The sequence below is a fragment of the Parvibaculum sedimenti genome (assembly GCF_009184905.1).
GTDB classification, from domain to species: Bacteria; Pseudomonadota; Alphaproteobacteria; order Parvibaculales; family Parvibaculaceae; genus Parvibaculum; species Parvibaculum sedimenti.
Genome location: NZ_WESC01000017.1, coordinates 25,691 through 47,829, shown reverse-complemented (window position 1 = coordinate 47,829; position 22,139 = coordinate 25,691). Strand labels below are relative to the sequence as shown.

22 protein-coding genes are annotated in these 22,139 nt (G+C 63.1%); 13 read left to right on the top strand and 9 right to left on the bottom strand.

Annotated elements, in window-relative coordinates:
* Positions 1-78: 78 nt before the first annotated feature.
* Positions 79-351 (top strand): BolA family protein, encoded by a 273-nt coding sequence (locus F2P47_RS15755; RefSeq protein ID WP_204886726.1) that lies wholly within the window; start codon positions 79-81, stop codon positions 349-351.
* Here the strand turns inward: F2P47_RS15755 and F2P47_RS15750 are convergent.
* Genes F2P47_RS15750 through F2P47_RS15740 form a run of 3 tightly spaced genes read right to left on the bottom strand, consistent with a single transcriptional unit; the run spans position 348 to position 3,381 of the window.
* Entirely contained in the window at positions 348-1,637 is a 1,290-nt protein-coding gene (locus F2P47_RS15750) for an HlyC/CorC family transporter (protein WP_152217338.1), read from the bottom strand. The genes F2P47_RS15755 and F2P47_RS15750 overlap by 4 nt on opposite strands.
* The gene (gene aroB, locus F2P47_RS15745) at positions 1,637-2,755 is read right to left on the bottom strand and encodes a 3-dehydroquinate synthase (RefSeq protein ID WP_152217337.1); all 1,119 of its coding nucleotides are present in this window, start codon (positions 2,753-2,755) and stop codon (positions 1,637-1,639) included. Before aroB ends, F2P47_RS15750 begins: the two co-directional genes overlap by 1 nt.
* The gene (locus F2P47_RS15740; protein WP_152217381.1) at positions 2,752-3,381 is read right to left on the bottom strand and encodes a shikimate kinase; all 630 of its coding nucleotides are present in this window, start codon (positions 3,379-3,381) and stop codon (positions 2,752-2,754) included. The genes aroB and F2P47_RS15740 overlap by 4 nt, the downstream gene beginning before the upstream one ends.
* Before the next feature lie 288 nt (positions 3,382-3,669).
* Between F2P47_RS15740 and F2P47_RS17750 the strand changes: the two genes are divergently transcribed.
* From F2P47_RS17750 to F2P47_RS15725, 4 genes are all read left to right on the top strand, one after another.
* Entirely contained in the window at positions 3,670-3,813 is a 144-nt protein-coding gene (locus F2P47_RS17750) for a hypothetical protein (RefSeq protein ID WP_185681157.1), read from the top strand.
* Between the two features lie 55 nt (positions 3,814-3,868).
* Positions 3,869-5,719 (top strand): hypothetical protein, encoded by a 1,851-nt coding sequence (locus tag F2P47_RS15735; protein WP_152217336.1) that lies wholly within the window; start codon positions 3,869-3,871, stop codon positions 5,717-5,719.
* A gap of 5 nt (positions 5,720-5,724) precedes the next feature.
* Entirely contained in the window at positions 5,725-6,696 is a 972-nt protein-coding gene (locus F2P47_RS15730; RefSeq protein WP_152217335.1) for a site-specific tyrosine recombinase XerD, read from the top strand.
* A gap of 80 nt (positions 6,697-6,776) precedes the next feature.
* The gene (locus F2P47_RS15725) at positions 6,777-7,184 is read left to right on the top strand and encodes a PaaI family thioesterase (RefSeq protein WP_152217334.1); all 408 of its coding nucleotides are present in this window, start codon (positions 6,777-6,779) and stop codon (positions 7,182-7,184) included.
* On the opposite strand, the gene F2P47_RS15720 is transcribed toward F2P47_RS15725, so the two are convergent.
* Positions 7,181-7,603: a sigma-70 family RNA polymerase sigma factor family protein gene (locus F2P47_RS15720; RefSeq protein WP_152217333.1), complete on the bottom strand. Its 423-nt coding sequence runs from the start codon at positions 7,601-7,603 to the stop codon at positions 7,181-7,183. The genes F2P47_RS15725 and F2P47_RS15720 overlap by 4 nt on opposite strands.
* Positions 7,593-7,973: a hypothetical protein gene (locus F2P47_RS15715; protein WP_152217332.1), complete on the bottom strand. Its 381-nt coding sequence runs from the start codon at positions 7,971-7,973 to the stop codon at positions 7,593-7,595. Before F2P47_RS15715 ends, F2P47_RS15720 begins: the two co-directional genes overlap by 11 nt.
* A 272-nt stretch (positions 7,974-8,245) precedes the next feature.
* On the opposite strand from F2P47_RS15715, the gene F2P47_RS15710 reads away from it, so the two are divergent.
* On the top strand, positions 8,246-9,205 hold the full coding sequence (locus F2P47_RS15710; RefSeq protein WP_152217331.1) for an acetyl-CoA carboxylase carboxyltransferase subunit alpha: 960 nt from the start codon (positions 8,246-8,248) through the stop codon (positions 9,203-9,205).
* 19 nt (positions 9,206-9,224) lie between these two features.
* Here F2P47_RS15710 and F2P47_RS15705 read toward each other — a convergent pair whose 3' ends face one another.
* Positions 9,225-10,427, bottom strand: a complete 1,203-nt coding sequence (locus F2P47_RS15705) for an epoxide hydrolase family protein (RefSeq protein ID WP_152217330.1) — start codon at positions 10,425-10,427, stop codon at positions 9,225-9,227.
* Complete coding sequence (locus tag F2P47_RS15700) at positions 10,424-11,614, bottom strand: epoxide hydrolase family protein (RefSeq protein ID WP_152217329.1); 1,191 nt, start codon at positions 11,612-11,614, stop codon at positions 10,424-10,426. The genes F2P47_RS15705 and F2P47_RS15700 overlap by 4 nt, the downstream gene beginning before the upstream one ends.
* 139 nt (positions 11,615-11,753) lie before the next feature.
* Here F2P47_RS15700 and F2P47_RS15695 point away from each other — a divergent pair, with 139 nt between their 5' ends.
* Together F2P47_RS15695 and F2P47_RS15690 are read left to right on the top strand one after the other, a co-directional pair.
* Positions 11,754-13,076, top strand: coding sequence for a spinster family MFS transporter (locus F2P47_RS15695; protein WP_152217328.1), 1,323 nt, complete (start codon positions 11,754-11,756; stop codon positions 13,074-13,076).
* A 291-nt stretch (positions 13,077-13,367) separates the two neighbouring features.
* Positions 13,368-14,093, top strand: a complete 726-nt coding sequence (locus tag F2P47_RS15690; RefSeq protein ID WP_152217327.1) for a P-loop NTPase family protein — start codon at positions 13,368-13,370, stop codon at positions 14,091-14,093.
* Positions 14,094-14,133: 40 nt separating this feature from the next.
* Here the strand turns inward: F2P47_RS15690 and secA are convergent, their stop codons facing one another.
* The gene (gene secA, locus F2P47_RS15685) at positions 14,134-16,857 is read right to left on the bottom strand and encodes a preprotein translocase subunit SecA (protein ID WP_152217326.1); all 2,724 of its coding nucleotides are present in this window, start codon (positions 16,855-16,857) and stop codon (positions 14,134-14,136) included.
* A gap of 416 nt (positions 16,858-17,273) precedes the next feature.
* On the opposite strand from secA, the gene F2P47_RS15680 reads away from it, so the two are divergent.
* The 4 genes from F2P47_RS15680 to F2P47_RS15665 all read left to right on the top strand — a co-directional run bounded on the left by F2P47_RS15680 (position 17,274) and on the right by F2P47_RS15665 (position 20,336).
* Positions 17,274-18,164 carry a peptidylprolyl isomerase gene (locus F2P47_RS15680; protein WP_185681156.1) on the top strand — a complete coding sequence of 297 codons (891 nt, stop codon included), beginning with the start codon at positions 17,274-17,276 and terminating at the stop codon, positions 18,162-18,164.
* Between the two features lie 21 nt (positions 18,165-18,185).
* Positions 18,186-19,631, top strand: a complete 1,446-nt coding sequence (argJ, locus tag F2P47_RS15675) for a bifunctional glutamate N-acetyltransferase/amino-acid acetyltransferase ArgJ (protein WP_152217324.1) — start codon at positions 18,186-18,188, stop codon at positions 19,629-19,631.
* Between the two features lie 63 nt (positions 19,632-19,694).
* Entirely contained in the window at positions 19,695-20,111 is a 417-nt protein-coding gene (mutT, locus tag F2P47_RS15670; RefSeq protein ID WP_152217323.1) for an 8-oxo-dGTP diphosphatase MutT, read from the top strand.
* Between the two features lie 45 nt (positions 20,112-20,156).
* Positions 20,157-20,336 (top strand): Flp family type IVb pilin, encoded by a 180-nt coding sequence (locus F2P47_RS15665; protein WP_152217322.1) that lies wholly within the window; start codon positions 20,157-20,159, stop codon positions 20,334-20,336.
* Here F2P47_RS15665 and F2P47_RS15660 read toward each other — a convergent pair whose 3' ends face one another.
* Positions 20,337-21,218 (bottom strand): methyltransferase domain-containing protein, encoded by an 882-nt coding sequence (locus F2P47_RS15660; RefSeq protein ID WP_425500040.1) that lies wholly within the window; start codon positions 21,216-21,218, stop codon positions 20,337-20,339.
* A gap of 97 nt (positions 21,219-21,315) precedes the next feature.
* Between F2P47_RS15660 and F2P47_RS15655 the strand changes: the two genes are divergently transcribed.
* Positions 21,316-22,116, top strand: a complete 801-nt coding sequence (locus F2P47_RS15655) for a ComF family protein (RefSeq protein WP_152217321.1) — start codon at positions 21,316-21,318, stop codon at positions 22,114-22,116.
* Positions 22,117-22,139 lie beyond the last annotated feature (23 nt).

The following is a 22,139-nucleotide window of genomic DNA, read 5'->3' as shown; positions in this document are numbered from 1 at the left end:
AATCGAATTATGAGTTGGCGCGAGGCGCAAAACAAGGAAGCATGGCGGCCGCTAACCATGAGTTTAACGAGGTGTTGCGTGTCGGTCGCTGAAAAGATCCGCGAGAAGCTGGAAAAGGCTTTCGAGCCCCTGCTGTTGGAGATCGTGGACGATTCCGCAAGGCACAAGGGGCATGCGGGACACCAGTCTGGCGGCGAGACTCACTTCAATGTGACCATTGTCTCGGCGGCTTTCAATGGCTGCACGCGTGTTGAGCGTCACAGGCTTGTGACGGCCGCTCTTCGCGAAGAGATAGGCAATCCGATCCATGCGCTCGCGCTCAAGACGCTGACGCCGGACGAGGCGCGCTAGGACGCGGCGTTCTGGCTGGTGCGGACCGGCGTGATCCGCAGCACGGCGAGCTGATTGCGCTGGCGGCGTAGAATTTCGAACTTGAAGCCGTAGAACGTGAAGGCTTGGCCTACCTCGGGAATGGCGCGCGCTTCGTGGATGACGAGGCCTGCAATGGTGGTCGCCTCGTCGTCGGGCAGGTGCCAGTCGAGCTTGCGGTTGAGATCGCGGATCGGCACCGTGCCGGTGACGATCACCGAGCCGTCTTCCTGCTGCCTGATGCGTGTGCGCTCGATGTCATGCTCGTCGGAAATATCGCCGACGATCTCCTCAAGGATGTCCTCAAGTGTGATGAGGCCCATCAATCCGCCATATTCGTCGACAACGAGGGCAAAATGTGCTTTGGCGCGCAGGAACGCATTGAGTTGGTTCACCAGCGGCGTCGTATCCGGCACGAACCATGGCTTGGTTGCGATGTCGAGAATGCGAACGGCCTCAGGGTCCCAGTTGGCGCTGGCCAGCGCGCGCAGCAGGTCTTTCGCATGGAGCACGCCGACGATGTTTTCCGGGTCATCGAGCCAGAGCGGGATGCGGGTGTGAGGGCTGCCGAGCACCTGGGCGATGACTATGGCGTTGGGTTCCGAGGCGTCGATCATGGTCATGTTCTTGCGGTGAACCATGATGTCGACGACTTCGAGGTCGGAGAGGTCGAGAATGCCACCCAGCATATCGCGGTCGAGTTTGACCACGCCGCCTTCCTGATGATGCAGGTTGATGGCGCCGCGCAATTCCTCATGTGGGGAGAGGACATTGGCCGTCTCGCTGACATCGATGCCGAAGATGCGGAGCGTTCCGCGCACGATGAAGCGCACGGCGACGGTGACGGGCGCGAAGACCCAGAGCACGATGCGGACCAGTGGCGCGACGGCGAGCGCGAAGCGGTCGGTATTGGTGATCGCATAGGTTTTGGGCATGACCTCGGCGAAGATGACGACGAGGGCCGTCATTGTGGCTGTGGCGTAGAGCACACCCGCATCGCCGAAAATCGTGATGAAAACGCTAGTCGCCAGCGCTGAAGCGAGAATGTTGACGAGGTTATTACCGAGGAGGAGTGCGCCGATCAGCCGTTCGAGATCCTCGGTCAGATTCAGAACGAGCTTGGCGCGCTTGTTCTTTTCCTCGGCCAGCCTGTTCATACGCGCGCGCGACGCGGCAGTGAGCGCGGTTTCGGAGCCCGAGAAAAAGCCGGACATGCCGAGCAGAGCGACGATGGCAGCCATGGTGAGACCGAGGCCGAGCGAGCTCATCAGGTTGTCTCTCTCTCCTCGAGAAGGGCGCGCAGAGCGGCTGCGTCCACATTGCGCGTGATGAAGGCCTCGCCGATGCCGCGCGCCAGAATGAAGGTGAGCTTGCCGTCTACGACCTTCTTGTCCTGGCCCATCAGTTCAATGAGGCCTTTGGCGTTTGGCAGTTCGCCTGGCACGTCGGCGAGCCGGCAGGGCAGACCGGCGCGTTCGAGGTGTCGGCGGACGCGGACCGCGTCCTGGCCGGGGCAGAGGCCGAGGCGAACGGAAAGGTCGAACGCCAGCGCCATGCCGACCGCCACGCCTTCGCCATGCACGAAACGATTGGAAAATCCGGTTGCCGCTTCCAGCGCATGACCGAAAGTGTGGCCGAGATTGAGCAGTGCACGGACATTGCTTTCGCGTTCGTCGGCGGCGACGATCGCGGCTTTCGACTCGCAGCTTTTGACGATTGCATAGGTGCGCGCTGCAACATCGCCGGAGACGATGCGGTCGAGATTGACTTCGAGCCAGTCGAAGAAGGTGCGATCGTTGATAAGTCCGTATTTCACGACCTCGGCATAGCCCGCGAGGAGTTCGCGCTTGGGTAATGTTTCGAGGGCGCTGGTGTCGGCAAGCACGATGCGCGGCTGATAGAAGGCGCCGACGAGGTTCTTGCCCTGTGGCGTGTTGATGCCCGTCTTGCCGCCGACGGAACTGTCGACCTGCGAGAGAAGCGTCGTCGGGATCTGCGCGAAATCGACGCCGCGGCGCACGATCGAGGCCGCAAATCCGGTGAGGTCGCCGATGACGCCGCCGCCAAGGGCGATCACGAGGTCGCCGCGCTCCACTCCCGTTTCGAGCAGCCATTCGCTCAATCGCTGAAGTTCGGCGAAGCACTTCGTGCCTTCGCCGGGCGGCATCCCGATCGCGTCATGGTGGATGCCCGCTTCGTCGAGGCTCTTTTCGAGCGCGGGCAAATGGAGTGCAGCCACATTTTCATCGGTGACGATGACGACGCGGGCGCGGCGCAGCAGGGGCTTCAGATATTGGCCCGCATTGGCGATCAGCTTCGGTCCGACCTTGATCTCATAGGAGCGTTCGCCGAGCGCCACCTGCACTGTCTTGACGTCGGCGCTCATCCGGTTGCCTCCTTCGCTTTGTCTCTGAACGTTTCGATCCGGGCGATCACGTCCTCGACCACGCTGTCATGCGGACCTTCGACGCTTTCGACCGTAAGGTCGGCCTGCGCATAGACCGGATAACGTTGCGTCATCAGGTGTTCCATGACGGCGCGTGGATTGTCGGTCTTGAGCAGCGGACGGTTGGAGCGGCGGCCGACGCGCTTCATCAGCACGTCGAGATCGGCCTTCAGCCAGATGGAAATGCCACGCGCCGCGATATTGGCGCGGGTGGTCTCGTCCATGAAGGCGCCGCCGCCCGTGGCGAGGACCTGCGGCCCCCGCTCCAGCAGACGGGCGATTACGCGGCGCTCTCCGTCGCGAAAGGCTGCTTCGCCATGGCGTTCGAAAATCTCGGGGATCGTTTCGCCTGCGGCGCGTTCGATTTCGGTATCGGTATCGACGAAGGCAAGGCCAAGGCGCTGCGCGAGGCGACGGCCGACGGTCGTCTTGCCCGCGCCCATCAGGCCGACCAGAACGATCGAACGCTCGGCGACCGGCACCGGCGCGAGCCGCGCCTGCGAGGCGTCGTGGTCGGTTGTCGTGCCTGTGTCAGGCGGGGTCTCTGGTCTGGTCTCGGTCGTCATCGTCGTTCGATCTAATGTATTCATTCCAGCGGATAAAATCCCCGCACGGCCTTCGTTTTTAACGGCCTGAAAGCCATCCGCGGCGTATTGTCGCCGCCGCCGCGCCTCATGACGACGAGCCAGACCATCCGGCGCTCTCCCACAGGGAGCCGATGCTGGACCCTCATCCATAGGGCAGATATAGCATTCGAGCCGGTTTCGCGCCCAAATTTTGCCGCAAGCCGCGCATAAAAGGGAAACTTACGGTCCGTTCGGCGCTATGCTGGGGCCAGCCAGAAGGTCAAATTGATGAACAGCGCCATTCGCCTGCTCGTAGTCGTTGCCGTTATCGTAGCCGCGATCCTGGGCGGTCTTGTCTATCTCGGTCAATCCGTCGAGCCGTCGGTCCAGCCCGTCGAAAAGGTTCTGCCCGATGGCCAGTTCCCGCGTTGAGGATGAGGGCGTGACCCGGCGCCCATCCGCATTGCGCCCTTTGGCGGGGCTCGGCATGGCCGCTCTGCTGTTGGCGGTGACGCCGGCGCTTGCGGACACGCTCGGTACGCTCCCCGTTTCAGAGACGCCTGCGCCGCAGGGTGCGACGACCCAAGGCGCCGGACCCCAGGACACAGCACCCCAGGACACCGCACCCCAGAGCATCGTGCCGCCGGGCTTCGGGGCGACGAACCCTGCCTCGGCGCCTGCGAGCTTTCCCGGCGGCGCGGAACCCGACGCCGGTGTGCCGCAGGCCGTGAAGAGCATTCCCGGCAGCAATGGATCGGGTATCACCGTATCCACGCTGGGCGGTGTCGACGCTTCGGCGGCGGGCTTGCTCGACGAGAAGGATGGCGGCTTGGGCCCCGATATGTGGCGCGGCGCGACGCGGAGCGAGGTTGAGCGCTATCTCGCTGCAATGCCCGTCGTGACGGGTTCGCCGGTGATGAACGATCTGGCGCGCCGCCTTCTCCTGACCACCGCGCAGCCGCCCGAGGGCGCGCAGAGTGGCGCCTCGCTTCTCGCCATCAGGCTTGAGAGGTTGACGCTGTCGGGCCATGCCGACCTTGCTATTGAACTCGCCAAAGCCGCACAGGCCGACAAGTCGCCTGCCGTGGCGCTGGCACGCGCCCGCGCGGCGCTCGCCGCTGGCGCGCATGACGAAGCCTGCGCCGCGCTTGCCGATATTCCGACGGGCTCCGATCCCGCCCACGATGCGACGGCAGCCTTCAGCCTCAAGCTTTCTGCCTTCTGTCAGGTGCTTGCGGGCAAGAAGACCGAGGCCAATCTCACGCTCGATCTCGCGCGCGAGGAGGGACTCGACGATCCGATGTTCTATTCGCTCGTCGCGGAAGCGACGGACGGGCTGAAGCTCAAGGCCGCCGATCCCAAGCAGCTTGATATTCTCGATGTCGCGCTCTACCGGCTCGCGCATCGCGAATTGCCGAAGAATGCAGGCGAGATCGCGACGGTGCCTGTGGTGCAGACATTGGCGCGGGACGAGAGCCTGCCGCCCGAAACGCGGATCATTGCCGGCGAACGCGCCGCAATGCTGGGCCTCATCGAACCGGATGAGCTGGCGAAGCTTTACAATCTTCAACCGTTCACGCAGGTCGATTTCGACGGGTTGAAGGCCGCGACATTCCCGCCCGAGCCCGCGTTCCGCCGCGCATTGCTCTATCAGGCGATCAATGCCGAGATTCTGCCCACCGATCGCGCAGACCTCATCAGGCTCATGCTTTCGACGGGCCAGAGCGCGGGGCTCTATCTTTCCACGGTCGAGGTTTTGTTGCCCGCTCTTACGCAGTTGACGCCGTCGCCGACGCTGCGCAAGCTTGCGCCATCCGCCGTGCGGGCCTTCCTTCTGGTCGGCGACCGGGCTCATGCTGCCGCGTGGTATGCTCTGGTGGCGCCGCAGGGCCAAGGTCTCGGGCGTGAAGCTCGCGAACTCGGCGCGCTCATGCGTATCAGCGACCCTCAGGGTCCTGGTGGCAATGGAGAGCAGATCGAAGCCGATCTCCGGGCCGATCTGCGTTCGGGCGTGTCGGCCACGCGCATGTTCGCGGCTCAGGAAGCCCTCTTGTTGCAGGCTTTGGGCTATTCCGTGCCGCAAGATATTGTCGCCGCCGCTGCAACTGCGGCGCCGACCGATCTGATGAACCAGTTGCAGAATGCCGGTCGCAAGGGCGCGGTCGGCGAAGTAGTGTTGCTTTCTCTCGTGAGTATCGGGCCTGGGGGGCCGGATGGCGCAGTTCCGCAAGTGACTGCGCAAGCCGTTTCAAGTCTCAGAGCAGTCAATCTCGGTGCCGAAGCCCGGCGTCTCGCCACCGAAGCTCTAATGGGACGCAGTCATGCCGCACCCGGGTAAGTTCCATGTCCCACGACCCTGTAGCGACCGAAAAAGGCGGAAGGCATCACATCGACGCCTTTCTTGAAATGCTGAGTGCCGAGCGAGGCGCCGCGCGCAATACGCTCGATGCTTATGCGAGAGACCTGAAGGATTTCGCGACCTTCCTTGCCGCGCGAAATCGCGATGTCGCTGAAGCCCGGACCCTCGACGTACGGGACTATCTCGAAAGTCTTTCCGCCCAGGGCCTTTCGGCCTCCACGGCGGCGCGCCGTCTTTCTGCGATCCGCCAGTTCCACGGCTTTCTCTACGCCGACGGCATCAGGCCCGACGATCCTTGCGGCGCGATCGAAGGCCCGCGTCGCGCGCGGCCTTTGCCGAAAACGCTGACCGTCGAGGAAGTCGATGCGCTGCTCCGCGCTGCGCGACTTGCCGAGGATGGGCGTTCGCATGAAGAGGCGGTGCGCGCCTACAAGCGCGCGCGTCTCGTCTGCCTGATGGAAGTTCTCTATGCGACGGGCCTGCGCGTTTCCGAGCTTGTCGGCCTGCCGCTTTCGGCCGCGAAGGGCGACAGCCGTTTCCTGAGCGTCTCCGGCAAGGGCGGGCGCGAAAGGCTGGTGCCGCTTTCGGAAGCGGCGCGGCTCGCTATCGACGAATATCTGCCGTTGCGCGTCCTTCGGCTCGGCGATTCCGTCTCGCCCTGGCTCTTTCCCTCGCGTGGACGGCAGGGACACCTCACGCGGCATCGTTTCGCGCAATTGCTCAAGGATCTCGCCATTGCGGCGAAGCTCGATCCCAATCGCGTCTCGCCGCATACGCTGCGTCATGCCTTTGCGAGCCACCTTCTCGCCAACGGCGCCGATCTTCGCGCGGTGCAGCAGATGCTGGGCCATGCGGATATTTCCACGACGCAGATCTATACGCATGTGCTCGACGGGCGGCTGAAGCAACTGGTCGAGGAACATCACCCGCTGGCGAAGAAGGAAACCGGCTCCTGAGGCCCTGCGCGGAATTTCCTTCACGGGGCCGCGCTCGTCGCCTATATCGTCCGCCAATATGTCATAGAGGGTGAACGGATATGAGCGACGTGCGATTGGGCGATGCGAATGAATTGTCGAAGACGCTGGGCCTGGAGCGGATCGTCGAACTCGACGAAACCGCCGGCCGCTCGCGTCTCGAATATCGCGTCGGAATGCATATGTGCCATTCGGGCGGCATTGCACAGGGCGGGTTCGTGACCGGGTGGATCGACCAAGCCATGGCCTTCGCGGCGATTGCGGCCTATGGCAGGGACGTCACGCCCATGTCGCTCGAAATCAAGATTAGCTTCTTCAAGCCCGCGGCGCCCGGCCTCGTCGTCGCCGAGGGCTGGATCGAGCGGCGCGGTCGCTCGACGGTGTTCCTCGAAGGGCGCTTGCTCGACACATCGGGCGAAGTGCTTGCCAAGGGCACTTCGACCGCGCGTCTGATGAAGCTTGCGGGCTAGGCGCCGAGAAGCGGCCGTCCGAGGGCTTGTGCCGCACGGGCGATCTTGTCCGGATTTCGCATGATGTAGATTTCGGCGATAAGCCCGTCGCGAATATCGAAGCTCACCATCGAAGTGATCTGGCGTCCGATGCTGAGCGTGCAGCCGGGCATGCCATTGATGCGGATGAAGTCGATGGCGTAGGGCTCGGGAAATTTTCTCGAGATGCCGAAGAAGAAGCGCATGATCCGGTCTGCGCCGTAAATCGGGTTGAGCGCCGCCGGAACGCGCCCGCCGCCATCCGAATATAAGATCGCGTCTTCGCGCAGCGAGGCGAGAAGGGCCTGCGGGTCTTCCTTTGTCAGCGCTGCGGCGAAGGCGCGGGCGAGCCGCGCATGATCGGCGGGGCTCGCTTCGAAGCGCGGCCTTTCATGCGACACGCGACGGCGCGCACGGCTGACGATCTGGCGGCAGGCGGCCTGCCGCGACGTCCCAGAGGTGGAGAAGCGCATGCAGGCCGAGATAGATGGTTACGGTGCACAACAGCGGCCATGCGAGGCGCAGCCAGCGGGCGGTGGCGGCCATTGTCAACGCAGCCGTCAGAAAGGACACGCCGATGTCGCGGACGAAATGGGGGTTGAAGGGGCCGGTGTCCGGCACGCCCTCCACCGCGCCATACCAGCCGAGCGGATCGGCCAGCATGAAAAGGGCGTTTGCGAAAAGGCCGAGCCCTGCAAGCGCGATCAGGAATCGCTTCAATCCGGCCCGGCTGGACTGGCCCGTGCGGGCGGCAAATTGATTGGTCGACATTGGGTTTCCCTAGGTCTCCCGGCGGTCTTTGCCTGACCCAGCGTCAGTTGGGGTTCCGCCTTGCCCAGAGGACGTATGGCGCCTCTGATCTGTGACAGGGAGAGCGGCGGCGTTTACCAAAGGGGCGGGTGGAGAAGCCGAAGCGGGCTCTTGCGGTTGACAATGGGCCTCTCTCAAGCCAGTGTGCCGCGCAAATCCTGACAAAAGGATCGTTGTCTAAGGGGTGCCGCCCGGGCGTTTCCAGGGCGGAAAAGCGGGACTTCCGGAGCGCGATGCACACATATCTCGACTTCGAGAAGCCGATTGCGGAACTGGAGGGCAAGGTCCAGGAGCTTCGGCTTTTGGCCCATGAAGACCCTTCGGTGAGCATCACCGACGAGGTAGCCAAGCTCGAGCAGAAGGCCGCCCAGCTTCTCCAGGACACGTACTCCTCCCTGACGCCGTGGCAGAAGCTGCAGGTCGCGCGCCATCCGCGCCGTCCGCACTTCGTCGATTATGTCGAGCGTCTGGTCGAGGATTTCACGCCTCTGGCCGGAGACCGCCTTTTCGGCGAAGACGCGGCCATCATGGGTGGTCTCGGCCGGTTCCGTGGCCGTTCCGTGGTCGTGATCGGCCACGAGAAGGGGTCGGACACACAGAGCCGCATGAAGCACAATTTCGGCCTCGCGCGGCCCGAGGGTTACCGCAAGGCGATTCGCCTGATGGACCTCGCCGAGCGTTTTGGCATTCCCGTGGTCACGCTGGTCGATACGCAGGGCGCCTATCCGGGCTCCGATAGCGAGGAACGCGGCGTTGCCGAGGCGATCGCGCGGTCGACCGACCGTTGCCTGTCGCTCAAGGTGCCGCTTGTCTCCGTCATCATCGGCGAGGGCGGCTCGGGCGGCGCGGTGGCGCTGGCTTGCGGCAACCGTATCCTCATGCTCGAGCATTCGGTCTACAGCGTCATCTCGCCGGAAGGCGCGGCGTCGATCCTCTGGCGCGATTCGGCCAAGGCCAAGGATGCTGCCACCGCGATGAAGATCACCGCGCAGAACCTGCATCAGCTTGGCGTGATCGACCGCGTACTCCCCGAACCCATCGGCGGCGCACATCGCGAACGCCACCAGATGATCAAGGAAGCCGGCGACGGTATCGAGGAAGAGCTGCGTGGCCTGGAGAAGCTCGACGGCGCCACGCTGAAGCGTCTGCGCCGCGAGAAGTTCCTCGCCATGGGCCGCGTCGGCGTCGTTTGAACCCGAACGAGACCGGGCCTTAGAGACCCATCTCGCGGAACGCGTCACGGACGTCATCCGCGAAAAGCGCCGGTTCCTCCATGGCGGCGAAATGGCCGCCCTTTTTCATGATCCGCCAGCGGACGATATTGTAGCTGCGCTCGGCCCATGAGCGTGGCGTGAGCGGTAGCGTGTCGATCGGATATTCCGAATAGGCGGTGGGAACCGTCACCTTTTCGCCCGCCTTGAGCGAGGCCGAACCTTCGGCCGGACCCGCCTTGTAGAGCGTATTCGCCGAGTTGATCGTGCCCGTGAACCAGTAGATCGAGAGCTGGGTCAGGATCGTGTCGAAGGGAAAGCGAGCGATCATGCCTTCCGTCGTGTCGGTCTTGTCGGTGTCGCCGAGGCGGTAATATTTGTCGGCGAGCCAGCCCGCGAGGCCTGCGGGGCTGTCCATCAGCGCGAAGGCGAGCGCCATCGGCTTGGTGGACTGGATCGAGCGATAGCCTTCCTCCTGCCGCCACCAGTTCTGCATTTCCTTTATCCAGCGGCCCTCTTCCTCGCTCACCGGCGGTTGCGAGGCATGTTTGAGGTGAGGGCGCAGAGGCAGCATGGTGAGGTGAATGCCGAGCAGGCTTTCGCCATGCTGCAGCGCGAGGCGCGACGTAACGAAGCTGCCCCAGTCGCCCGCTTGTGCCGCATATTTGTCATAGCCCAGCACCTCGGTCATCAGCCGGTGCCAGAGATCGGCGATGGCGGCAGGGCCAATTGGAATGCGCGGCTTCGAGGAAAATCCGTAACCGATGAGCGACGGCACGATGATGTCGAAGGCCGGGCCCTGGCGGCCGTATTTCTCGGGATGCGCCAGCGGATCGACGACATCGAGAAACTCCCGATAGGTCGAGGGCCAGCCATGGGTGAGGATAAGCGGCACGGGATTTTCGCCCGAGCCGCATTCATAGATGAAGTGAATTTCGTGATCCTCTCCATCCGCGTCGGTCAGCGTCGCGCGATATTGCGGAAAGCGATTGAGCGCTTCTTCCTGCTTCCGCCAGTCGAAATCGTCACGCCACACCCCGACGAGCTGCTCCATGTAAGGAAGGCTCGTGCCATAGGCCCAATGCTCGTTGCCCAAGGGCTCGTTGGGAAAGCGGGTGCGCTGGAGGCGTCGCCTCAGGTCCTGAAGCTCCTCCTCCGGCACGTGAATCTTGAACGGATCAGCGGGGACGATGCGATGTGTCATGAGCCCGCCTTCACCTGGTTGACGAAAACGCGAACTTCATCGGCGAAGACGGACTTCGTTTCCATGGCCGCGAAATGGCCGCCATGCTCGAAGCTCGCCCAGCGGGCAACATTGAAGCTCTTCTCGACCATGCTGCGCGGCGGAAAGGGCATGAACTCCTTCGGGAAATTGGCGATGCCCGTCGGCACCTCAACTTTCTCGCCTGCGGGAATGTTCGTGCCGCCCTCTTCGAACATGCCGCGATAGAACCATGTCGCGGTATTGAAGGTGCGGGTGACGAGATAGATCATCACATTGGTGAGAAGCTGGTCCTTGGTGAAGGCGTTCTCGATGAACTCCCTGCCGTCCGGTCCGCGGCGGTCCGACCAGGTGTTGAACTTCTCGATGATCCAGGCGGCGGCGCCCACGGGGCTGTCCATCATGCCGTAGGAAAGCGTCTGCGGCTTCGTCATCTGCAGGCGCAGATAGGCGCCTTCGAGTTCGAAGTTGAGTGCGGCGCCCGCGGCCCACTGGTTCTCTTCCGGCGTTTCGGGGGCGAAGGCGCCGCGAATGCCGAACATGTTGAGATGGATCGCCTTGCAGCCGCCGCCCTTCGCCTGCGAATGGTTGAGGCCGATATAGCCGGTCACGACCGCGCCCCAGTCGCCACCTTGCGCGATGTAGTCATTGTAGCCCAGCACCTCGCGCATGAGCTTGTCCCAGAGAGCGGCGGTGCCCTTCGGGCCGATGGGCTTTTTCGGCTTGCCGGAGAAGGCGTAGCCGGGAAGGGAAGGCACGACGAGGTTCACGCCGTCTTCCGCCTTGCCACCAAATTTCTCCGGGTGCGCGAGCGGTTCGATCACGTCCCAGAATTCGAAGACCGAGCCCGGCCAGCCATGCGTCAGCAGCACCGTCTCGGGATTGGCGCCGGAACCTTTCACGTGAATGAAGTGTATTTCCTGGCCGTCCACCGTCGCCTTGAATTGCGGAAAGCGGTTGAGTGCCGCTTCTGCCTTCCGCCAGTCGAAGGCGCTCGTCCAGTAGGCGCAAAGCTCCTTCATGTATTCCATGTCGGTGCCGTAGGCCCAGCGGTCAGCACCCGGCGCGATCTCGGGCATCTCATGCCATTCATAGGCGCGGACCTTGGCCAGAATGGCGTCGATCGCAGATTGCGGGATGTCGATCTTGAAAGGGACGGGCGCGCCCATGTTCGAGTTTCCTCCATGCCAGTGTTTTTGTTGTGGGCATTATGGCAGTCGCGAGCAGCGCCGCAATGACGCTTGCGATTGCCCGAGCCACCTCGCGTCTTTAAGGTGGCTCAAAACGACAATCAAAGAGGGGAGACGCATGGCTCAGGAGATTGCGGAGGGGCGTGTGCCGGATGGCGCGCCGGGAGCGATAGAGAGGGCTAACCTGTTCCAGCGCCACTACGCGCTGATCATCCTGACGCTCGCTTATACATCGAGCCATGTGGATCGCGGCATCGTCAATATTGTGATGCAGCCGATCAAGAACGAATTTCACGTCAACGATACGTTGCTCGGACTGATGTCGGGCCTCGCCTTCGCGCTCTTCTACGCGACGCTCGGCGTTCCCATCGCCATGTGGGCAGATCGTGGCAACAGGCGCAACATCATCGCGCTTGCGGTCACGGTCTGGAGCGGTATGACGGCGGCCTGCGGCCTTGCCAGCAATTTCACCCATCTGCTGATGGCGCGTATCGGCGTCGGCGTCGGCGAGGCGGGATCGAGCCCGCCGTCACATTCCATGATTGCCGATCTCTACCCGAAGGAAAGCCGCTCCACAACCATGGCCATTTATTCGGTCGGCGTCTATGCGGGCGCGATGATCGGTCTCGTTTTCGGCGGTTATGTCGTCCAGCATTACGGCTGGCGGATGACATTCTACGTCATGGGCCTGCCGGGCCTCGCCATTGCGTTTCTGGTGCGGTTCACCGTGAAGGAGCCGGCGCGCGGCCACGCAGACGGCATTGCGCATGACGCGCAGCTCAAGTCGAACCTTCTTCATGTCATCGTCCATCTCTGGCAGACAAAGTCGGCGCGCCACATCACTATCGGCCTGACGCTCGTTTCCTTCGTCGGCTATGGCGGGCTGATTTTCGGGCCGTCTTTTTTTCAGCGCAGCCTCGGCCTCTCGCCGCAGCAGGTTGGCCTCTTCTTCGGCCTCATCGCGGGCTTTGTCGGTGGGCTTGGCGCGCTGATCGGCGGCTATCTCGCGGATCGCCTTTCGAAGCGCGACATGCGGTGGAACGCATGGGTTATTGCTGTGGCGAAGATCATCGGCATGCCGCTTTTCATCGTCTTCTACTTCTCGTCCGATCTGAGGCTGATGATCCCTGTCTATATCGCCTCCTCGATCCTGGGCGCCTTCTATCTGGGGCCGAGCTTCGCAATGATCCAGAGCCTGACGCCGCTCCATATGCGGGCGCTCGCCTCTGCCGTCATGCTCTTCGTCCTGAACTTCATCGCGCTGGGCTTCGGGCCGCTGACGGTGGGCCTCATCAGCGATCTGCTGGCACCTCATTTCGGTCAGGAAAGCCTGCGCTGGGCGTTGTTCGGAACGTCCTTCATCGGCGTCTGGGCGGCCGTTCACTACTACTGGGCGGGCAAGACCTATCAGGCGGATATCGAGAAGCTCACCGCGAACTGACCCCGGGCGCGCCGCCCGTCAGCATCGCCTCAACGGCCGCCCCGAAAGGGCGGCCGTTTTGCGTTTCGAAAGGTTTGTACTGCGGCGCACCGCCACCTCTCGCGAGAAATGTAAATTTTCCAGATTCCGCATGTGCGGCGGGGTGGTTGTTGCTACTGATTCTTGCATACAAGAAATCAAGAAACGAAGGAGGGGCATCGAGAACGGCGAAACTCTGGTGGGGTCGTGGGGCAAATGGGCAGGCTAAGGAATCTATATTTCGCGGTATATCGCGCGGGTTTCCGGTCGCTGTTGGACGAACGGCAAATAATCACCGCATCCATCGATGCGACCAGATACAGAGTCAAAGACATTCTGCGTCAGGAAAGTGAGGGCGCCCGAGAACAAATTTTGGAGGCCCTGGGCGACTGTATTCGCGAGTTCCCCATAAACGGCGATGGCGGCAGGAAGTCGTGCCTCATCACAGGCCGGGCGCGAACTGGCAAGACCATCATTTCGACGGCGCTGGCGCGCAGCCACGGTTTCGCCCTTATCTCGCTCGATCAGCTTCGCGACATCTACCTTCAGGTCGAAGACGCTTCCTTGCGTGATGAGATGCGGCAGCTCATCCTTGATGAGCTCTTCAGTCGCTTTCCTGAAGGGGTCATCGTGGAGGGCGACGATCTGATTTACGTCAACCGAGACCTCGGCAACGACTCGAGCAATCTATCGCTGGATTTCTGCGGCAGTTTGGCCAGCCGGCACAAAATCAAATGCTTCGTCGTAGGCAACGCGGATGCGGGTGTGGATGCGAAGGTAACGGCGCTGCGAAATTATCAGCAGACCGGCAAATGCTGGACCGTCAAGAGCCCTCGCTGGAAGGACCTTCCCGCGAGGGCGGTCGAATTGATCGAGGACAGCCAAAGGCTTCGCGCCATGGCGCCCGCCCATGACATCACCTACATCGAAATGAACGTCATCGACTTCGATTTGTCGGTGAAAAATGCCGCCGAGAAAATAGCGCCAACGCCAGCCTAGCGAAGAGGTCGGGGACCCCTGATGGGTCCCCGGATCTCACTCAGGCCAGCGTTCCATGGCAGTGCTTGAACTTCTTGCCGGAACCACAGGGGCAGGGAGCGTTGCGCGCGGTCTTACCCCATGTCGCGGGGTTCTTCGGATCGACGGCGACGCCCGGGTCGTTGCGCACCGGGCGGCTGAGCGTCGCGACATCGCCGCCCGTGAACTCGTCCTCTCCCGTCAGCGGATCCGCGTGATGCGCTTCCATGCGCGGCAACGGCATTTCCTCGACCGGGGGGGCTTCGGACACGAACTGCGCGTTCATGAGCTGGCGCGTGACGTCCTCACGGAGGCGCGTCAGCAGGTTCTCGAAGAGTTCGAAGGCTTCGGATTTATATTCATTGAGCGGGTCGCGCTGGGCGTATCCGCGCAGGCCCACGGCCTGACGCAGATAATCGAGCATCATCAGATGCTCGCGCCAGTGATGGTCGAGTGTCTGGAGAAGGATCGCCTTCTCGACCTGACGCATGAGTTCGGGCCCGGACTGGGCAACCTTCGCCGCCATGGCGCGGTCGGCCTCGGACTTCAGGCGTTCGCGGATTTCCTCATCGGCAATCCCTTCCTCGGCCGCCCATTCCTCGATCGGAAGATCGAGGCCGAGGATCGTCGCGGCCTCTTCCTTGAGGCCCTTGGCATCCCACTGTTCGGCATAGACCTTTTCGGGGATGTGCCGCGAGACGAGCGCGTCGATCACCTGATGGCGCATCTCGTCCACGGTCTCGCGAACGTCGTCGGCTTCCATCAGTTCCACGCGCTGGTCGAAGATCACGCGGCGCTGGTCGTTCATCACGTCGTCGTATTTCAGCAGGTTCTTGCGGATGTCGAAGTTGCGCGCCTCGACCTTCTCCTGCGCCTTTTCAAGCGCCCTGTTGATCCACGGATGGATGATGGCTTCGCCTTCCTTGAGGCCGAGCTTCTGCAGCACGCCGTCCATGCGGTCGGTGCCGAAGATGCGCATCAGGTCGTCATCGAGCGAAAGGAAGAACTTCGAACGCCCCGGATCGCCCTGACGTCCCGAACGGCCGCGCAACTGGTTGTCGATGCGGCGGCTTTCGTGGCGCTCCGTGCCGATGATGTAGAGGCCGCCTGCAGCAAGCGCGGCTTCCTTCTTCGTCGCGATATCGGCCCTGATCTCGTCGACCTTGCGCTTGCGCTCGGCTTCGTCCTCGATGCCCGCCGTCTCATCGGCGATACGCATATCGAGATTGCCGCCGAGCTGAATGTCCGTGCCGCGGCCGGCCATGTTGGTGGCGATGGTGATGGCGCCGGGAACGCCGGCCTGCGCGATGATATGCGCTTCCTGCTCGTGGTAGCGTGCGTTGAGCACGTTGTGCTTGATCTTCTTCTTCTTGAGAACCTCGGAGAGCGTTTCCGATTTCTCGATCGAGACGGTGCCGACGAGCACGGGCTGGCCGCGCTTCACGCAGTCTTCGACCTCAAGGACGATGGCGTCGTATTTCTCGCGCGCAGACCTGTAGACCTCATCATCCTCATCGATGCGTGCGATGGGCCGGTTGGTCGGCACTTCGATCACTTCGAGGTTGTAAATGTCGAGGAACTCGTCGGCTTCCGTCAGCGCAGTGCCCGTCATGCCGGCGAGCTTGTCGTACATGCGGAAATAGTTCTGGAAGGTGATCGAAGCGAGCGTCTGATTCTCAGGCTGAATCTGGACATGCTCTTTCGCTTCGAGTGCCTGATGGAGCCCGTCCGAATAGCGGCGGCCTTCCATCATGCGGCCGGTGAATTCGTCGATGATGACGACCTTGTCGCCCTTGACGATGTAGTCCTTGTCCTTCTGGAACAGCTTGTGCGCCTTCAGCGCGTTCTGCACATGATGGACGATGGTAATGTTCTCGATGTCGTAGAGCGAACCGGAGGAGAGGATGCCGCGCTCGCGCAGGATGTTCTCGATCTTCTCGTTGCCCTCTTCGGTGAGGGTCACGGTGCGCTGCTTCTCGTCGAGTTCGTAATCATCGGCCTCGATCAGCGGGATCACATCGTCGACGCCGATATAAAGCTCGGACTTGTCATCGAGCGGGCCCGAAATGATGAGCGGTGTGCGCGCTTCGTCCACCAGGATCGAGTCGACTTCGTCGACGATCGCGAAGTGATGCTTGCGCTGCACCATCGCGCCGACCTGATACTTCATGTTGTCGCGCAGATAGTCGAAGCCCAGCTCGTTATTCGTCGCATAGGTGATGTCGGCGGCATAGGCCTCGCGGCGCTCGTTGTCGTCGAGCCCGTGCAGGATCACGCCCGTCGTCATGCCGAGGAAGCCATAGACCTGGGCCATCCATTCGGCGTCGCGCTTGGCGAGATAGTCGTTCACGGTGACGACGTGGACGCCCTTGGCCGGAAGCGCATTCAGATAGGTGGCGAGGGTGGCTACCAGCGTTTTGCCTTCGCCGGTCTTCATTTCGGCGATCATGCCGTCATGGAGAACCATGCCGCCGATGAGCTGCGTGTCGTAATGACGTTGGCCGAGGGTGCGCTTTGCCGCTTCGCGGACGACCGCGAAGGCTTCGGGCAGGAGATCGTTGAGGGGGGTGCCTTCGGCGAGGCGGGCGCGGAATTCCACGGTCTTGCCGCGGAGCGCTTCGTCGCTCAATGCCGAAATCGCCGGCTCGAAGGCGTTGATCGCTTCTACCCGTGCCTTGTACGTCTTCAGCTTCCGGTCGTTGGCGCTGCCGAAGAGACGCTTGGCGAGGACGCCCAAGCTAACCATCAGTCCAAATCCCTTGCGAGTCCGCGCGGACGCCCGAGGACCCCGCGGCGGACCTGTTCCTGTCGCCCGTTCGGGCCTGTCTTCCGGGACGCCCCGACCCCTTCCGCATGTCGGGGGCGGGCGACATGCCGCTCTGCGGGCTGGTTTACGAGGTGAAACCGCAGTCGAAAAGACCTGTGGAGATGTAAGGTGGAGGCCGTACCTTGTCAATGTAAGGCGGGGTAATGTTGACCGCGCCGGGCGGCCGGAAGGCCAGCTTTCCGGCGGTTCAAGTATATGAATCTCTTAATGCAAGTCGTTCTTGTGCGCCGCCCCCGGCGTCGTCATCATGGCGCCGCTCAAGCCGACCCGTCCGAACCGGTTCGGCGTCCAATCCATGCAAGGGGCCATCGGGGTCCCGTCACAGGAATGCCATCATGCGTCTAGCCTCAAGTCTCGCCCCCGCCTGCCTGCTTGCCTTGGGGATCGCAGGGGGGCTTATGGCCTCCGCGCCGGTGGCCTTTGCCGCCGATGCCGCGCCTGCCGCCGCCGAGGCCGGGGCCGACGAGGTCGTCGCCAGGGTGAACGGCACGGACATCAAGCTTTCCGACGTCGCCCTTGCCGATGAAGAGATGGGCCAGGCGCTGGCTCAGCTGCCTGAGGAAGTGCGCTTCCAGTATCTTCTGGGCATGCTGATCGATCGGCGCATCGTCGCAAGCGAAGCCAAGGCGAAGCATGTCGAGGACGATCCGCTGGTGAAGCGCCGCGAGGCCTATTACGACGAGAAAGCGCTGCGCGACGTCTACTGGGTCCAGCTGATGCGCGACAAGGTCAGCGAGAAGGCCGTGAAAGCCTATTACGACGAGCACATCGCCAAGGCCGAACCGGAAACCGAGGTCCATGCCCGCCACATTCTGGTCGGCTCGAAGGACGAGGCGCTCAAGGTCATCGCGGAGATCAAGGGCGGCAAGAAGTTCGAGGATGTCGCCAAGGCTATGTCGAAGGATTCGAGCTCCCAGGAAGGCGGCGACCTCGGCTGGTTCAAGAAGGGCGACATGGTGCCGGAATTCTCCGCTGCGGTGTTCAAGATGAAGCCGGGCCAGATTTCCGACCCCGTGGAGACGAAGTTCGGCTGGCATGTCATCCAGCTCGTCGAGACGCGCAAGGCGAAGAAGCCGACTTTCGCGGAAGCGCATGATGATGTGATGCGCACGCTCGCCCGCGAGCAGGGCACCAAGGCGATGGAAGAGATGCGGAAAAAGGCGAAGGTCGAAATCGTCGGCGCCGACAAGCCGCAGATCGCGCCCGCGCCCGACAGCGCGAAATAACCGACAGGCTGGAGACGAGCGATGGCGAAGGCCCCGAAGAAGACCCTGAAAGCGAAACCAGCCGCGAAGGCGAAGGTGGTAAGGAAGCCGGCGAAAAAGGCCGTGGCCAAAGCCGCGCCCAAGGCGAAGGCCACAAAGGCGCCGGCCCGTAAGCCTGCCGCGAAGAAGGTTGCCGTGAAGAAGGTTGCCGTGAAGAAGGCAGCGCCGAAGAAGGCCGTCGCCAAGAAGACGGCGCACAAGGTCTCGCCGCTCGCGCCGAAGTCCTATGCGAAGCTTCCGCCGCTCGCGGGCGTTTCTCTCGGCACGGCGGCGGCGGGGATCAAATACAAGGGCCGCGACGATGTGCTCGTCATCAGCCTGCCGGAAGGCACGGCGGCTGCGGGCGTTTTCACGACGTCGAAGACGGCCTCCGCGCCCGTTGAGTGGTGTCGCGCCGGCATCGCCAAAGGGGGCAAGGGCCGCGTCGTCGTCGTCAATTCGGGCAATTCCAACGCCTTCACCGGCAAGGCAGGCGTCGCGACCGTCGAGGCGACGGTGATGGAAGCGGCCGCCGCCGTCGGTTGCGATGAGGACGAGGTCTATGTCGCCTCGACTGGCGTCATCGGCCAGGCGCTCAATCCCTCGCCGCTTCTCTCCGGCATTCACATGGCGCTCAATGCCGCAGGTCCCGACCAGTGGGACAAGGCCGCCCGCGCCATCATGACGACCGACACCTACCCCAAGCTCTCGACGCGCAAGGCGCGGATCGGCGATGCGACGGTAACGATCAATGGCATCGGCAAGGGTTCGGGCATGATCGCGCCCGATCTCGCCACCATGCTTGTCTTCATCGTGACCGATGCGGCGATCGCGCCGGCTGCATTGCAAAGCCTTCTCGCCGAGGGCTCGGATCGCAGCTTCAACGCCATCACGGTGGATAGCGACACGTCGACCAGCGACACGGTGCTTCTCTTCGCGACGGGCACGGCCAAGGGCGCGCGTCCTGTCAAGCGCGCCGGCGATCCGGCGCTGGCCGAGTTCCGCAAGGCGCTCGACGAATTGCTGCTCGATCTCGCGCATCAGGTGGTGAAGGACGGCGAGGGCGCCTCGAAGTTCATCCGCATCGACGTGAGCGGTGCGGAGAACGAAAAGGCCGCACGGCGCATCGGGCTTGCCATCGCCAACTCGCCGCTGGTGAAAACGGCGATCGCGGGCGAGGACGCCAACTGGGGTCGCGTCGTCATGGCAGTCGGTAAATCAGGCGAGGCGGCCGATCGCGACAGGCTTTCGATCCGCATGGGCGGCGTCGATGTGGCCAAGAATGGCGTCGCCGTGCCCGGCTATGACGAAACGCCGGTCGCTCGCCACATGAAGGGCCAGGACATCGACATCGAGGTCGATGTCGGTGTGGGCAAAGGCCGAGCGACGGTTTGGACCTGCGATCTCACCTATGAGTACATCCGGATTAATGCGGATTATCGCAGCTGACGTAACCTCGCTTTAACCACGCCCCCACTTGGGCGCATACATCTGTAAGAAAATGGTGGCACGATGACTGATGGTCGCGCACAGAGGATCGTGCTGGTCGTGGCTTGCGCGCTCGTCGATGCGGATGGGCGTGTGCTGATGGCCCAGAGGCCCGAGGGCAAATCGCTCGCGGGGCTCTGGGAATTTCCCGGTGGCAAGATGGAGCCGGGGGAGACGCCGGAAGACGCGCTCATTCGCGAATTGCGCGAGGAGCTCGGCATTGAGGTCGCGAAGGCGTGTCTGGCGCCGCTTGCCTTCGCGAGCCATACGTATGCGGACTTTCATCTGCTCATGCCGCTCTATGTGTGTAGGCGGTGGCAGGGAACGGTCCAGCCGGTCGAAGGTCAGGCGCTCGAATGGGTGAAGCCCGCGAGGATGCGGGACTATCCGATGCCGCCCGCGGATGAGCCGCTGGTAGCTGCGCTTCGCGATCTGCTCTGAGGGTCATCGTTCCTCCCGGCGGCCGCGACAGAACGGGAGAGTGCGATGCTTGCGACCACGGCCCAGTTTGAATTCCGGCGCTTTCAGCGTGACGAGCGCGGCGCGACCGCTATCGAATATTCATTGATCCTGGCCATCATCGCGACGGGGGTCATCGGAATCCTGTCCGTGCTCGGCGGAGACCTTGCCGCTCTCTTCCAGCCACTCGTCGTCTATTTCCAATAGTCAGTCGCGTTGGGGCTTTGCGTTGCTGCGCAGGGCTTCGGCGAGGCGCATTTTCGCGCTGCCGGGCTTCAGGGGCTTTTGCTGGCTTTCATGCGGCGACCAGCCGGTCATGAATATGATCTCGAAGGTCGCCTGCACCCGCCCGTCGGGCAGCCCGAATTTCTGCTGATAGATTTCAGCGGCGCGGATCAGCGTGCCTCGACGAAGCGGTGTCCGCCGCCGCTCGATCAGCGCATTGGTTTCGCCCATGCCGCGCAGTTCCGCCATCAGCTTCAGCGCGTTTGCATAGCGCACCCTGATGCGGTCGGCATCGACCACCGGCAGCGCGAAGCCCGCCCGCTGAAGCAGCGAGCCCATGTCGCGCAACTCGACGAAGGGCGAGACGCGCGGCGACAGCCCGCCTTCGAGTTCGATCTCGGCCTCGGTCAGCGACTGGCGCAGTTCGGTCAGTGTATCGCCGCCGAAGATCGCGCCGAGGAAAAGCCCGTCGGGAACGAGGGCGCGGCGTATCTGGATGAGCGCGCCCGGAAGATCGTTCGTCCAGTGAAGCGAAAGCGCGCTGGCGATGAGGTCGAAGCTGCCGTCGTGAAAGGGCAGATGCTCCTCGTCGGCGGCAAGGCGCAGGCCTTTACCCCGTGCGACCATGGCGGGTGAAAGATCAGTCGCGACCACTGTTCCAATCTTGCCAGTCGGGAGTTCGGCATGAGTCAGTGCACCAACATGACTGCCGAGATCGAGGGCGAGGGGGAAGTTCCTGTTCACCGCCATGAGCCGGTCGGCAAATTCCTCGACGACGCGGCGCAGGAGGAAGTCGTGCGCCTCGAATCCGGCGGCTGCTCTCGCGCGGCGTTGCGCGTGCAGCTTGCGGTCGAAAATGAGCATGGTGGAGGCCTTTTGCATGGCGCGCATCATGGTGATCGCGGGCACGGGCTGCAAGCGCGGGCTTTGCCCGGGAGCGTCGGGGCGCTAGGTTTCGCTCATGGACGGGGGCATCGACGAAACATTGGGCTTCGCGGAGCGAGGCGTAGGCTGGGCGCGGGCTGCGCGCGGGCTTGCGGGCCGGCTTGCCGACATGGCCCTGCCGCCGCTTTGCCTTTCCTGTGGGCAGGGCGTGGAGGCGCATGGCGCCCTCTGCGGCGCCTGCTGGGCCGCGGTCGGCTTCATTGACGCGCCTTTCTGCCCTGTGAGCGGTGTTCCGTTTCCCTACGATCCGGGCCCCGGCATCGTCAGCGCCGCGGCCCTTGCCTCGCCGCCGCCCTACGCGAAGGCCCGCGCGGTGATGCGCTATTCTGACGAGAGTGCGAAGCTCGTCCATCGCTTCAAATATGCCGACCGCATGGAAGCGGCGCCTGCTTTCGCCCGCTGGATGACGCGCGCGGGGGCAGAACTCCTCGATGGCGCGGATTTCATCGCGCCCGTGCCGCTCCACAGGCGGCGGCTCTTCTCGCGGCGCTTCAACCAGTCGGCGGAGCTGGCACGGCGGATTTCCGGGCTGTCTGGCGTGTCCTTTATGCCGGACCTCCTTGAGCGCATGCGGGCGACGCGACCGCAGGTAGGGCTTTCGGGCTCGGCGCGGCGGCGCAATGTGGCGGGCGCCTTCCGGCTCAGGGGGCGTGCGAAAGAATTGGTGAAGGGCCGGATTGTCGTGATCGTGGACGATGTGATCACGACCGGCGCCACTGTCGAAGCCTGCGCCCGCGCGCTTAATGCCGCGGGGACGGCGGAGGTTCGGGTGCTCTGCCTTGCCCGGGTTGTTCCCGGCGATGGGGCAACTATATGATATATAAACCTGTTTTCTAAGGA